This is a genomic window from Janthinobacterium sp. GW822-FHT07A03 (genome assembly GCF_058798815.1).
On record NZ_JBXAKW010000001.1, the window covers coordinates 690,348 to 703,617 of the forward strand.

A 13,270-nucleotide genomic window follows, 5' to 3' on the forward strand; every position below is an offset into this window, starting at 1 on the left:
GCCATGGCAAGGTTTGCCGAGGCTGGTTTCTTGCAGACGATGATAAACCGCAAACGCAACAAAACCAGTCTGGCTGGCCTGCCTACTGTTCCTGAAGCGCCCACCATCGGGTTTCCCGTGGTGGCCATCGGCGCTTCAGCTGGCGGACTCGACCCTATTGTCTCTTTCCTGACCCACGTGCCGCTGGAGAGCGGCATCGCCTATGTGGTGATCCAGCACCTTGATCCCACGCAAAAAGCCCTGTTGCCGGAACTGTTGCAGCGCGCCACCAGCATTCCCGTCACGGAAATCACGCACCAGACGACATTGCGGCCCAACCATATCTATGTGATACCGTCGAATGCCGACCTGGGCCTGTCGAAGGGACGTTTCCTGCTCAGCGAACCGCTGCAGCTGCGCGGACACCGCTTGCCCATCAATGCCTTTTTCGAAAGCCTGGCGGCCGAGCTGGGCGAGCTGGCCGTGGGCGTGATTCTGTCCGGCATGGGCAGTGACGGCACGCGCGGCTTGCAGGCCATCAAGCAGGCGGGCGGCCTGACCCTGGCGCAGCATCCCGATACGGCCAAGTTCGACATGATGCCGCAAAGCGCCATCGCTGCCGACGCGGTGGACCTCGTCGATTTTCCCGACAAGATGCCGGAAAAGATCGTCAGTTACCTGTTTCGCAGCAGCTTCCTGGAGTTGCCGGGCAGGGAGCCGAGCGGGCGCAATGCCTTGCAGGAAATTGTCGCCCTGCTGTCCGAACATACGGGCAACAGCTTCTCGGACTACAAGATCAATACGGTGCTGCGCCGCATCGAGCGCCGCATGAGCTTGTACCAGATGACCTCGATGGAAGAGTACATTCCCTATCTGCGCAACAATCCCGGGGAAATCGACCTGCTGTTCAAGGAATTGCTGATTGGCGTCACGAATTTTTTCCGCGACCCGAAAGTGTGGGAATACCTGAAAATGGTGGTCTTGCCGCAGATGCTGGCGGCCCACCCGGACGGGCGTGCCTTCAAGGCCTGGATTCCCGCCTGTTCCACGGGAGAGGAAGCGTATTCGCTGGCCATGGTCTTCCATGAAGTGGTGGCCAGCAGCAATCCGCCGTCGAAGTACAGCCTGCAGATCTTTGCCACCGACCTGTCGGCCGACGCCATCGACCGCGCGCGCCAGGGCCGGTTTCCGTCAACGATCAGCAGCGATGTGTCGACCGAGCGCCTGGAACGGTTTTTCTTGCAGGACAAGAACGATTACCTGGTCAGGAAAGAGATCCGCAACATGATCATCTTTGCCCAGCAAAACATCATTTCGGATCCGCCGTTCACCAAGCTCGATATCCTGTGCTGCCGCAACCTGTTGATCTATCTCAATGCCAAGTTGCAGCAGCGTTTGATTCCCCTGTTTCACTACGCCTTGAACCGCGATGGCGTTTTGCTGTTGGGCAGCGCCGACACGCCCGGTCATTTTTCCGACCTGTTTTCGCCGCTGACCACGTCGACCCGGCTGTACCGCCGCCTCGACAACCTGGCGCGCCAGCGCTTGCTGACGTACTTTCCCACGAAGGTATCGTCGGCCACTCCTCCCCCCCCCAGCGACACGAGAGAAGTCAGCATGCCCGGAAAAATTCAATCCCATGTCGAGCAATTGTTGCTCCAGAAATACTCGCCTGCGGCCGTGCTGCTGAATCAGGATGGGGACATCCTGTATATCAACGGGCGCACGGGCGCCTTCCTGGAACCGGCCGCAGGCAAGGCCAACTGGAATATCCACGCGATGGCGCGCGACGGCTTGCGCTACGAGCTGGCGGGCCTGATCACGCAGGCGCTGCAAAGCGACAGCCTGGTACGCCTGAAAGGCCTGGTGCTCAAGGATCACGCAGGACAGGCGCAGGGCGTGGATTTGACGGCGGAAGCGTTGCGCCAGCCCGAAGCGCTGCGCGGCATGGTCTTCGTCACGTTTGCCAGCGTGCCGCTGGCAGCTGCCGCGCGCCGGGGCCGTTCGCCGAACCCCAAGGTGCTGGAACTGGAGCAGCAGCTGATCCAGGCGCGCAATGAAATCCAGGCCGTGCGCGACGAGATGCAGACCTCGCGCGAAGAATTGAAATCGGCTAACGAGGAATTGCAGTCGACCAATGAAGAGTTGCAATCTGCGAACGAAGAGCTGACCACCTCGAAGGAAGAAATGCAGTCGCTCAATGAAGAGTTGTACACGGTCAATGCCGAGCTGCAATCGAAGGTCGACGATTTGTCGCTGGTCAACAGTGACATGAAAAACCTGCTCAATAGTACCGATATTGCCACCATCTTCCTCGACAGCGAACTGCGCATCCGCCGCTTCACGGCGCCGGCCACGCAAATCTACAAGCTGATCCAGACGGACTTGCGCCGCCCGCTCAGCGACATCGTCAACGACCTGGCCTACCCGAACCTGGAGGCGGACGCGCTGGAAGTCATCCGCAGCCTGGTGTTTTGCGAACGGCAGGTGCAGACCAAGAACGGGCGCTGGTACAACGTGCGCATCATGCCGTACCGCACGGTGGAAAATGTCATCGATGGCGTGGTGGTGACCTTTATTAACATTACCGAGTCGAAGGTACTGGAAGCCCAGCTGCGCCAGATCCAGTCCGGCGCCGTGGCAGACGGGAAAGCAGGAGAGAACGCCTCATGAGCGAACCATTCGACGAGGGTAGCGGGCCGGGCGGATTGCGAGAGCAGGCCGAGCAATTGGCGGCGCAGCAGCGCCAGTCCGTAGCGCCGCCGCAGTCGAATGAAGAGGTGATGCGCCAGATGCATGAATTGCAGGTCAGCCAGATCGAGCTGGAAATGCAGAGTGCGGCCCTGGCCGAGCTGGAACAGCTGAAGAATGAATTTGAAAGCAGCCGCGACCGTTATGCGCAGCTGTATGAACAGGCGCCCGTCAGCTACTTTTCGCTGGCGCGCGAAGGCGTCATCACGCGGGTCAACGTGGCGGCTTGCGGCTTGTTGCAGCGCGACAAGAACCAGCTGCTGGGGCGGCGCTTCGAGCAATTCGTCGCGCCCCAGGCGCAGGGCAGCTTCCGCCGCTTCCTCGACGCCGTCTTCAGCAGCGGCGCGCGCCAGGTACTCGAAGCGCAGCTGTTCGAAGGCGAGGCGGGCGGCATGGGCGGCATGGTGCGCATCGAGGCCAATTTCGACGCGGCCAGCGCCACGGCGCGCATGCTGGTGACGGACCTGGGCGACGAGCATGCGCGCGAATCGGCCTTGCGGCGCGCCTTCGTCATCCTCGACAGCATCCGCGAAGGCGTGCTGGTGACGGACAGCGGCAACCGCATCATTTCCGTCAACCCCGCCTTCACCACCATCACCGGCTACCAGGCGGAGGAAGCCATCGGGCGCGATCCGTCCTTCCTCGGCGGCGGCACGCATTTGCCGCAGTTTTATGAAGCCATGTGGCGCAGCCTGCACCAGGATGGCAGCTGGTATGGCGAGCTGGTGAACCGGCGCAAGAATGGCGAGCGCTTCGTTGAATCGCTGTCGATCACGCCCATGCGCAGCCAGGACGGCGCCATCAGCCATTTTGTCGGCGTGTTTTCCGATATCACCGAGCGCAAGCTGGCCGAGGCGGACTTGCGCGAACTGCACCGCGAGCTGGACCAGCGGGTTGTCGACCGCACGGCCGAATTGCTGCGGGCCAACCAGCACCTGCAGCTGGAAGTGCACCAGCGCGAGCGGGCGCAGGAAGCCTTGCGCGATGCCGAGCGTTTCTTTCACGCCACCATCGATTCGCTGACGGACCGGGTGCTGGTGCTGGACCAGGCGGGCAGCGTCGTGCATGCCAATCAGGCGTGCCTGGCCTTCGTCGGACAAACGCCACGGCCGCTGAAGTACCTGGAATTTTGCGAGACGGACCCGCGCTGGCAGCGCAGCGCCGGACGCGAACTGGCCGCCGGCATCCGCTCCGTCATTGCGGGCACGGCCGACACGTTTGCGCTCGAATACGAATTTACCACGCGCTCAGGGCCCCGCTGGTCGCAGGCAAGGATCAGCCGTTTTCTCGGCGAAGGGCCGCTGCGCGTGGTGGTGGCGCACACGGACATCACGGAACGCAAGCTGATGGACGGCGCCCTGCGCCAGTCGCACGCGCAGCTGCGCCAGCTGGCGCTGCACCTGGAAACGGCCAAGGAAGACGAGCGCAAGCGTATTTCGCGCGATATCCACGATGAACTGGGGCAAAACCTGCTGGCGCTGCGCATCGACATTTCCATGCTCAGCGCGCGCACCGAGGGTTCCCATCCGCGCCTGCACCGCCGCGTCGGCGCCGTGCTCAGCAATGTAGACACCACCATCAAGAGCGTGCGCGGCATCATGAACGAGCTGCGCCCGATGGCGCTGGACCTGGGCTTGCAGGCCGCCATCGAATGGCAGGTGGGCGACTTCCGCAAGCGCAGCGGCGTCGCCTGCCGCCTGCTGATCCGCGACGAGGCCCTGTTTGCCGCCATCGGCAGCCAGGCCGAGATCGTGCTGTTCCGCATCGTGCAGGAAGCGCTCAGCAACGTCATGCGGCATGCCCAGGCCAGCCAGGTCGAGATCGAGCTCAGTTCGGATGCCTGCGCCGTGTACGTGGCCATCAGCGACAACGGCATCGGCATCACGCCGCAGCAGCAGCGCAAGAAACAGTGTTTTGGCCTGATCGGCATCGCCGAGCGGGTGACGGCGCTGGGCGGGCATTTCGAGGTGGGCTTGCCGGTATCGGGCGCCGGTTGCCGGCTGGCATTGCAGATTCCCCTGCAGGGCGTGGGGCGTCCGTCCGCCTGATACAGAAATTGCAATGGGTTAATTTTTGCCGACTCAGGCCCCTTGGACAGGCTATACTTTCGCCTGCTATTCATGGAGGGGCATATCTTGTTCAAAACAATCGTTTTACCAGTCGCCTTGTTGGGCGCGTTCGCCGGCGCACACGCCGACGAAGGGCAGTGGCAACCACACCAGCTGCCACAGCTGAAAGCCGAACTCAAACGGGTCGGCATCGACATTCCTGCAGAAAAACTCGCCGACCTGAGCAAACACCCGATGAGCGCCATCGTGTCGCTGGGCGGCTGCTCGGCCGCTTTCGTCTCCGACGCGGGCCTGGTGGTGACGAACCATCACTGCGCGTATGGCGCCGTGCAGCGCAATTCCACGCCGGAACACAATTACATCACCAACGGCTTCCTGGCCAAGACGCGCGCCGCAGAGCTGCCGGGCGGTCCGAACAGCCTGGTGTATGTGACGGACAAGGTGGAAAACGTCAGCGAGCGCGTGCTGAAGGGCTTGACGGCCGACATGAGCGGCCGCGCGCGCCACGAAGCCGTGGAAAAGCGCATCAAGGACCTGATCGCCGAATGCGAGACGGACAAGATGTACCGCTGCTCCGTGCCCGCCTTCCACCGCGGCCTCGAGTACTACCGCATCCGCCAGATGATGATACGCGACGTGCGCCTCGTGTACGCGCCATCGGACAAGATCGGCAACTTCGGCGGCGACACCGACAACTACGAATGGCCGCGCCACACGGGCGATTACTCGTTCCTGCGCGCCTACGTGGGCAAGGATGGCCGTCCGGCCGACCCGTCGCCCGAGAACGTGCCGTACAAGTCGAAGGATTTCCTGGTGGTCTCGGCCGAAGGCTTGAAGGCCGGCGACGGCATCTTGCTGGCGGGCTACCCCGGCCGCACCAGCCGCTACAAGCTGCCGGCGGAAATCCGCTTCGCGCGCGATACGGCCTTCCCCCTGAAAGTTTCCGAACTGCAAGCCGACCTGGCCGTGATGGCCGATGCGACGCAGGGCGATGCCGCCTCCGCCGTGCGCTACGCCAGCGTGGTGAAAAGCATCAACAACGTGTTGAAGAAAACCCAGGGCTTGCTCGACGGTTTCGCCCGCAAGGACATCGCCGCCATCAAGGATGGGCAGGATGCCGAGTTCCGCGCCTGGTACGCGAAGCAGCCGAACGTGTCGGCGACCCTGCTGGCCGAACTGGATGCGGCGATCGCCAGCGACATGGCCCTGAGCGAAGAAGAGTTCGCCTGGACGGTGGCCACCAACAGCGACCTGCTGAAAAGCGCGCGCACCGTCTACCGCCTGTCGCAGGAGCGCCAGAAGCCGGACGCCGAGCGCGAATCGGGCTTCCAGCAGCGCGACCTGGCCTTCATCAAGGCCCGTCTGGCCCGTTTGGAGCAGTCGTACGTCAACAAGGTCGACCAGGCGCGCTTTGAAGCGGGCCTGAAGCGTTACGCCCAGCTGGCGGCGAAGAGCCATCCGCAAGGCCTGGACGCGCTGCTGCCGGCCCCAGCGGCCGTGGCGGCCCTGTACCAGCAGACGCAACTGGCCGATACGGCCAAGCGCCTGGCCTGGCTGGAAAAGGACCAGGCTGCCGTTGCCCAGTCCGACGACGCTTTCATGCAACTGGCCGTCAAGCTGTATCCGGTGGAGCTGGCGCTGGAAGAGCGCCGCAAGGAAATCGACGGCAACCTGGAGCGCGTGATTCCGCAATACATGCAAGCCGTGATTGCCTGGAAGAAATCGCAAGGCAAGCCGGTCTATCCTGACGCCAACTCGACCCTGCGCGTCACGTACGGCACGGTCTCGCCTTACTCGCCGCGCGACGGCATCACCAAGGGTCCGTTCACGACCGTGGAAGGCATCGTCGAGAAAGTCACGGGCAAGGCCCCGTTCGAAGCGCCGCAAGGCTTGATCGACGCCGTCAAGGAAAAGCGCTACGGCCAGTTCCGCGACCCGGCCCTGGGCACGGTGCCCGTCAACTTTCTCACCAGCGCGGACACCACGGGCGGCAATTCCGGCTCGGCCGTGATGAACAAGCGCGGCGAACTGATCGGCCTGAACTTCGATTCGACATATGAATCGATCACCAAGGACTGGTACTTCGACACGGCCATCACGCGCGCCATCCACCTCGACATCCGCTACATGCTGTGGGTAATGAAGGAAGTGGACCACGCGGACAACTTGCTGCAGGAAATGACGATCAAGTATCCGAAGGCGGTGAAAGCGGCAAAGTAATAGGCCGTCTTGTATCCTGTACGGGAAGAGGGCGGCTTCGGCTGCATGCCAAGCGCCCTTCGCCCGGCTCTTGCTCTTGAAGAGCCGTAGGGCGAAATACATCCTGCGGGTAATGGTGTTGGATGTCAACAAAAACGCCCGATGCAATTTTTGCATCGGGCGTTTTTTATTGCAAGACTGCGCAGCCAATCCTGTTTCACCAGAAATCTATCGTGCCTGTGTCGTGGGGAGCGAACTCAGGGCTCAGGGCAGGATTTTGTCGGGTTGGCAATGCTGCAACGCCATTGCCAATTGACGAGCGCATCCTGACTTAACTTGACTGTAAATACGACGGCGGGTGAATTCAGGGAAATTGTCAGCACATTTGCGGCAAAAGCGCGCCCGCCCGGGGGACCCCAGCCTATCTTGGGACGCACGGAAATGCCGGGGCCAAATTGCAGGACAATATTGCTATTGCTGATTAAATAGCCATAATTGTCACGGACAAAATTCCCAAGAGGGAAAGACGTTCCATCCAGTTGCGATATGATATCTCCTGGAATGATCAGGCTGTTCAAGCCGGTAACCCAATTCTGTGCCGGATTGAAGAGCAGTTTGTCCTTCATATTGTTAATGGTATCGGATGCAATATTGATGACTTCCTGATCGATAATATTTTCCGCCTTGTTGATAAATAATGAGCCAAACACGGGCAAGATCCAGGCAAGATTGGAGTCGCAATCTGTCGAGGTGGTGACATCGGCACTCATTTTTGATTTGCCTGGCACCAAGACGCCGTTCACGGCGCCATATTGCCCGGAAATCTCGATATTATTGATGTTCGTGGTATTCACGCATTTGTAGCTAATAACACCCAGTCTGGTTCCCGAGTAGACATTGCGCGCTGAGTAGCTGATGCCGCTGATATTGACAAAGGCGACCCCGGATGGATCTGGCTGTATCACGGCGCGCAAATTGCCGGTCAGGGAACCGCTTTCAAATTGAATCCCTTTCTCAGCAACTTTTTTGGAAATCAAGGTATTCAATTGCTGCTGCAGTGAAGTTTGGACGTTCAGCATGTCCTGCGTCACGCCGGTCAAGCGAGTATTGCCGCCATAACGCGGTTCGCGGTAGGTAATGGAGCCGCCACCCATGCTGACGGTGACAATGTTATCTTCACGGATGAAATCCGGTATCCAATCGGCATGGGCGGCACCGCTGCCAAGCAGTGCGGTAAGGAAGACGAACTTACGCATAGAACTCCTTAAGAAATAAAATTTTCTACAATTGGAGAAGCCATTTAAACGCATTTTGACAAAATTAATGTCATAGCAATGTTGCCCTAAGGGACTTGATTAATCAATTGATATTTAAATGCGTTTGGCCATATTTTGAGTGCGGGGCAAGAAAAGGGCTGGAACACTCTGGCAGGAGGTGGTATGCGCGATTGTTCAGGCAAGCGTGTCCGTGCCGCTCTTCTTAGGTCGGAGACTGGCGTCGCCCCTGCCGCAGTGTATCCACCGGCAACTGAAAAAAGCGCGGCACCATGGCGGGCGACAGCTCGTCGCCGCCGTCCGCCATGGCCTGGCGGCCGCTCAGCAGCAGCATCACGTCGCCGTGGCCCAGTTACAATCCGGGGCCGCCGGTCGGCCTTGTCCCAGCAATGATTGAGGCCCGTTTCGCGCACAGCCGCGCTTGCCGTCTGCAGCCCATATAGGGTAAGCACGCTTGCGCCGCTTCCTGCAGGACGGGGAGCGGGTACACGTCCTGGTGTTCGAACATCAATCGCTAGGCCAGACCAAGAAATAGTTTCTATCTGCATATCCGAGCTGGCCCCGGCTTCCAGGCGGCTGCGGTTTTTTTCCGCGCCACGGCCTGCCGCATTGCCTGCGCCACGTATAATTCCGCGCACTATCCACCGCTATTCTTTTTCGACAGGTTCCCATGCCCCAGACTCCCGATTTGCCGCCGGATTGGCACGCGTTTGAAACAGCCTACGACGTCGAGGCAACCTGGTTCAGGCTGGCCAGCGCATCACTGGCGCTGCTGGGCGCGTCCGCTTTCAAGGATCAGGCATTTTCAGCTTTTGCCTTCAACGCCGTATCGTTCCCGTCCATTTCGCTGAGCTTTGACACCGATCCCGGTAACAGGGCGCGCGATTACTATCCTCCTGACTGGTCGAACGAGTGCATGGAAGCCGATGTGCCGGAAATCGGGCAATTGTGGGAGGAGGGCCATGCAAGGATCGAAGGTGCTTTAAGCGAGCTGATCGACGCCGCCGATGACGAGCTGCTCTGCGCCATCGAGGAAGGCTATCTGCACAGCCTCAGGAAAACCATGGTGCGGCTGGAAACGTGTCATGCCTTCGAGCAGATCAAGACGTACGCGCCGTTCTGGACCGTGGTCACGCAAATCGATGCCGATACGGATGAAGAGGAGCGCCTGCTCGAACAGGTGCGCCAAGGCCTTCTGGCGTAAGCGCTATATCAGGGCTTGCCAGGCCCTGACTTCTTCGTCCGTGAGCGCCGGCCCCCAGCCGCCGCGCAGCGCCGCATCGTGCTGCACGTAGTGCTCCAGCCGCGGCACGGCCACGTCATGCCGCACGCAGATGGCCAGCACGGCTTCCAGCTGGCGCCGGCTTGCCGCAAGGTCATCGCCATGCCAGGTACAGGCGCTCGTTTCCAGCACATGCTGCACCAGTGCTTCCAGCGTGCCCAGCAGGTGCCCGGGCATGGCCATGCTTACCTCGTCCGGCCAGGGATCGCCCATGCCCGTCACAGCCAGGGACGCAAAGCCCCGTTCCCAGGCCGCAAAATCCCCAGGTGCAACTTGCGCCAGTTTCCACACGTGAGCGGCGAAGGCGGACAGGGCGGGATGATCCATATCAAAGCGCCGGCAAAAGCGTTGCAGGCAGGTGACGGCAAGGCATTGCCTGGCGATTACGGAGAGCGTATCTATCGATATGTCATGCATAAATAATGGTGTTTCAAAAAAATAACGGCTAGCCTCGGCTGAATGCGCGCCTTGTCAACGCCCTGGCGCACGCTGCTTCAGCTCGAATCATTTCTCAAAGACAATCCAGGACCAGCTTACCCCCGCCTGGCGATTCTGCTGCTGAACGGATGGCGCCTGCGTACTCAACATCAATTTGAGCTGATATTGCATCGCGAGGTTTATTGTTTCATTGGCAGAGACATCAAAGATGCGACGGCCTTCAGGGGCTGGGCCATGCCTCAGGGACATGACGAGTATGGCGCCGGGCTTGAGCAACTTGCTGATATTGTCCATCGCCTCGATCCTTTCTTCCGTTGCCAGATGCATCCAGACGGCCGCGACGACAATAAGGTCATACTTGGCAGGACGCGCTCCTAGCGTGGAAAGAGCGGGGAGGCTGTCGTTCACCCATTCTATGTTGGCCAGGGCATGTGCCTTCATGCCCGCCTCGCGGAAGGCTGCAACGGGCTCAAGCGCGGTCACTTTGTGGCCTGAGCTTGCAAGCCACGCCGCGTCGCCGCCTGTCCCGGCGCCGATGTCGAGCACGGCGCTTGATATCGTCGGCAAGAGATGACTGACGGGCCGGTATTTATCAAGGAATGTAACGTTGTCGTATCGTGCAATGAGCTGCCCTGCGTTTTCTGCATAGCCCTCGGTGCCCGGGACAGTAGATGAGTCCATGGGATCCTGCATTTCCTGCATTATCAGTCGTCTCCTCTGGCAATGTCCATTTCTGCAGTCATAACGGCTTTTCTTCCGCTTGCTGATGCGCTTGCCGCAGCGCCTCCACCGGCAATTGAAAAAAGCGCGGCACCATGGCCGGCGACAGCGCATCGCCGCCGTCCGCCATGGCCAGGCGGCCGCTCAGCAGCAGCATCACGTAGCCGTGGCCCAGCGACCAGCCGGCGCTGGCGGCGGCCTTGTCCCAGCGCGGATCGAGGCCCGCTTCGCGCACGGCCGCGCCTGCCGTCTGCAGCACATACTGAAAGCACGCTTGCGCCGCCTCCTGCAGAGCGGGGAACTGGCGCACGTCCTGGTGTTCGAACATCAGCCGGTAGTGGGCTGGCGCGGCCAGGGCGAATTCGATGTATTGCTGGCCCAGCAATTGAAAGCGCTGTTCGGCGGGCAAGCTGCCCGGCGGCGGCAGCTGCGTTTCCCATTTCTGTATCAGGCTGGCGAAGCCGGCCGCCGCCACCTCGGCCAGCAGGGCTTCCTTGCTGGGGAAGTGGCGGTACACGGCGGCGACCGAGACGCCCACCGTGCGCGCCAGTTCGCGCAGCGACAGGGCGGCGTCGTGCTGCTGCGCCAGTTGCGCGATGGTGGCGGCGACCAGGGTGTCGCGCAGGTTGCCGTGATGGTAAGTGGTCATTGCTGTTGTCATCGCATGTTATCGCTGTTCACATTGTCGTGTATGATGGGCATGTTATCACTGAAAACATGGAGAGCACATGCATGAGATGAACATTGCCGTCCGCACCGTGGACTTGCCGCCAGGCGCCAGCATCGCCCCCTTGTATCCCGGCAGCAACCTGGCCGACGCGTATGCCGTCGATTTGCCCACCGCGCAGGCGCGCCAGATGGACATGCAGAGCCTGGCGCGCCAGCTGCTGGGCAAGCAGCCGGGCTGGGTGCGCAAGCTGATGCTGGTGCGCGACGCCATCGTGGCGCGTTTCGGCATCCGGACGGCAAAACAGATGGAAGCGCGGCCCGGCAAGCGCATCGGCATCTTCCGCATCTATGCCGTCAGCGACGACGAGATCATCCTGGGCGAGGATGACAGCCACCTCGATTTCCGCCTGTCCGTGCTGCGCAACCGCGACGCGGGGCGCCATGGCAGCGTCACCGTCTCCAGCGTCGTGCATTGCCATAACCGGGTGGGGCGTGCCTACATCCTGCTGATCCGGCCGTTTCACAAGCTGATCGTGCGGCATTCGCTGGCGCGCGCGGCCAGGGCAGGCTTCGCCTGAGACGGGGAGGGGGCGGACGGCAAGGGCAATCTTGCTTATTCATGGCCGGTATTGCATACTGCACCACCAGCCTCATCACGATTCCCATGAACGATACGCTTCTCCTGCTGGGTTTTGCCACCACGCCGCTTGAACTGATTTCCTTTGTCCTGGCACTGACAACCGTTGCGCTGAACATCCGCCAGAATCACTGGGCGTGGCTGTTCGCCATCATTTCCTCGGCCGCCTACGGTTTCGTGTTTTTCGAATCGCGCCTGTATGGCGACATGGCCTTGCAACTGCTGTTCATCAGCGTCTCGTTCTGGGGCTGGTACCAGTGGCTGCACCCGGCCAGCGGCGGCAAGACCCTGCCCGTCACGCGCCTCGATGGACGCGGCTGGCTGGCCTGTGCCGCTGGCTGGCTGGTGGGTTTCCTGCTCATCGCCTGGCTGCTGACGACGACGGACACGGACGTGCCCCATGCGGATGGTTTCCTCACTGCAGGCAGCCTGGTGGGGCAGTTCCTGCTGTCGCGCAAGAAGCTGGAAAACTGGATCGCCTGGATCGTCGTCGACGTGCTGTATGTGTGGCTGTATGTGCACAAGGGCCTGACCCTGACGGCCGTGCTGTACGCCTTCTTCGTGGTGATGGCTGTCATCGGCTTGCTGGCATGGAAAAAGTCGGCTCCGGCCGCGCCTGGCGCCATGGTCCTCAAGTGATGGAACACTGCGTGCGCGTGGCGATCCTGGGCGCGGAATCGTCGGGCAAGTCGACCCTGGCGGCCGCCCTGGCCGAGCGCTACGGCACCGTCTGGGTGCCCGAGTACTTGCGTGAATTCGTCGAAACGCAGGGCAGGGTGCCCGTTGCCAGCGACCAGTATGGCATTGCGCGAACGCAAATCGAACGCGAAGCGGCCGCTGCCGCGCAAGCGCGTCACTTCCTGTTTTGCGACACCACGCCCGTGATGACGGTGGTCTACAGCCGCCATTACTTTCACGGCGCCGATGCCCCGCTGGCGGCGCTGGCCGATGCCGCGCACTACGATTTGACCCTGGTGACGGCGCCCGACAGCCCCTGGGTGGCCGATGGCTTGCAGCGCGAGTCCGAAGCCGTGCGCCAGCTGATCTACCGCTACCTGCTCGACGAGCTCGACGCGCGCGGCATCGCCTACCACGTGCTGCACGACAGCCTGGAAGCGCGCCTGGAACAGGCGGCGCCTTTGCTGCGGCAGGCGCTTGCTGGGGCGCCTGCCATTTCCTTTCCCTACAACGCCTAACAAAACCGTAGCGAGCGGCAGCGAGTTGTGGCCGAGAAGCGGAGCTGTGCGAATGC

Annotated in this window: 12 protein-coding genes; 7 read left to right on the forward strand and 5 right to left on the reverse strand. The window is 61.3% G+C overall.

Annotation, left to right across the window (positions count from 1 at the left end):
• Nucleotides 1-39 precede the first annotated feature (39 nt).
• The 3 genes from AC1RJW_RS03185 to AC1RJW_RS03195 all read left to right on the forward strand — a co-directional run bounded on the left by AC1RJW_RS03185 (nt 40) and on the right by AC1RJW_RS03195 (nt 7,019).
• Nucleotides 40-2,652, forward strand: coding sequence for a chemotaxis protein CheB (locus AC1RJW_RS03185; protein ID WP_493043371.1), 2,613 nt, complete (start codon nt 40-42; stop codon nt 2,650-2,652).
• Nucleotides 2,649-4,778 (forward strand): PAS domain-containing sensor histidine kinase, encoded by a 2,130-nt coding sequence (locus tag AC1RJW_RS03190; RefSeq protein WP_493043373.1) that lies wholly within the window; start codon nt 2,649-2,651, stop codon nt 4,776-4,778. Before AC1RJW_RS03185 ends, AC1RJW_RS03190 begins: the two co-directional genes overlap by 4 nt.
• An 87-nt stretch (nt 4,779-4,865) precedes the next feature.
• Nucleotides 4,866-7,019, forward strand: coding sequence for a S46 family peptidase (locus AC1RJW_RS03195; protein WP_493043375.1), 2,154 nt, complete (start codon nt 4,866-4,868; stop codon nt 7,017-7,019).
• Nucleotides 7,020-7,255: 236 nt separating this feature from the next.
• On the opposite strand, the gene AC1RJW_RS03200 is transcribed toward AC1RJW_RS03195, so the two are convergent.
• Together AC1RJW_RS03200 and AC1RJW_RS03205 are read right to left on the reverse strand one after the other, a co-directional pair.
• On the reverse strand, nt 7,256-8,254 hold the full coding sequence (locus AC1RJW_RS03200) for a hypothetical protein (RefSeq protein WP_493043377.1): 999 nt from the start codon (nt 8,252-8,254) through the stop codon (nt 7,256-7,258).
• Between the two features lie 223 nt (nt 8,255-8,477).
• On the reverse strand, nt 8,478-8,606 hold the full coding sequence (locus tag AC1RJW_RS03205) for a hypothetical protein (RefSeq protein ID WP_493043379.1): 129 nt from the start codon (nt 8,604-8,606) through the stop codon (nt 8,478-8,480).
• 336 nt (nt 8,607-8,942) lie between these two features.
• Here AC1RJW_RS03205 and AC1RJW_RS03210 point away from each other — a divergent pair, with 336 nt between their 5' ends.
• On the forward strand, nt 8,943-9,476 hold the full coding sequence (locus tag AC1RJW_RS03210; RefSeq protein WP_493043381.1) for a hypothetical protein: 534 nt from the start codon (nt 8,943-8,945) through the stop codon (nt 9,474-9,476).
• A gap of 3 nt (nt 9,477-9,479) precedes the next feature.
• On the opposite strand, the gene AC1RJW_RS03215 is transcribed toward AC1RJW_RS03210, so the two are convergent.
• The 3 genes from AC1RJW_RS03215 to AC1RJW_RS03225 form a co-directional block, all read right to left on the reverse strand.
• Nucleotides 9,480-9,881 (reverse strand): hypothetical protein, encoded by a 402-nt coding sequence (locus tag AC1RJW_RS03215; RefSeq protein ID WP_493043383.1) that lies wholly within the window; start codon nt 9,879-9,881, stop codon nt 9,480-9,482.
• Between the two features lie 177 nt (nt 9,882-10,058).
• Nucleotides 10,059-10,694: a class I SAM-dependent methyltransferase gene (locus tag AC1RJW_RS03220; RefSeq protein ID WP_493043385.1), complete on the reverse strand. Its 636-nt coding sequence runs from the start codon at nt 10,692-10,694 to the stop codon at nt 10,059-10,061.
• 37 nt (nt 10,695-10,731) lie between these two features.
• Complete coding sequence (locus AC1RJW_RS03225) at nt 10,732-11,361, reverse strand: TetR/AcrR family transcriptional regulator (protein WP_493043387.1); 630 nt, start codon at nt 11,359-11,361, stop codon at nt 10,732-10,734.
• Between the two features lie 79 nt (nt 11,362-11,440).
• Here AC1RJW_RS03225 and AC1RJW_RS03230 point away from each other — a divergent pair, with 79 nt between their 5' ends.
• From AC1RJW_RS03230 to AC1RJW_RS03240, 3 genes are all read left to right on the forward strand, one after another.
• On the forward strand, nt 11,441-11,959 hold the full coding sequence (locus tag AC1RJW_RS03230) for a DUF2867 domain-containing protein (protein WP_493043389.1): 519 nt from the start codon (nt 11,441-11,443) through the stop codon (nt 11,957-11,959).
• 86 nt (nt 11,960-12,045) lie between these two features.
• Nucleotides 12,046-12,657 (forward strand): nicotinamide riboside transporter PnuC, encoded by a 612-nt coding sequence (gene pnuC, locus AC1RJW_RS03235; RefSeq protein WP_493043391.1) that lies wholly within the window; start codon nt 12,046-12,048, stop codon nt 12,655-12,657.
• Nucleotides 12,609-13,214 (forward strand): AAA family ATPase, encoded by a 606-nt coding sequence (locus AC1RJW_RS03240; RefSeq protein ID WP_493043393.1) that lies wholly within the window; start codon nt 12,609-12,611, stop codon nt 13,212-13,214. Before pnuC ends, AC1RJW_RS03240 begins: the two co-directional genes overlap by 49 nt.
• Nucleotides 13,215-13,270 lie beyond the last annotated feature (56 nt).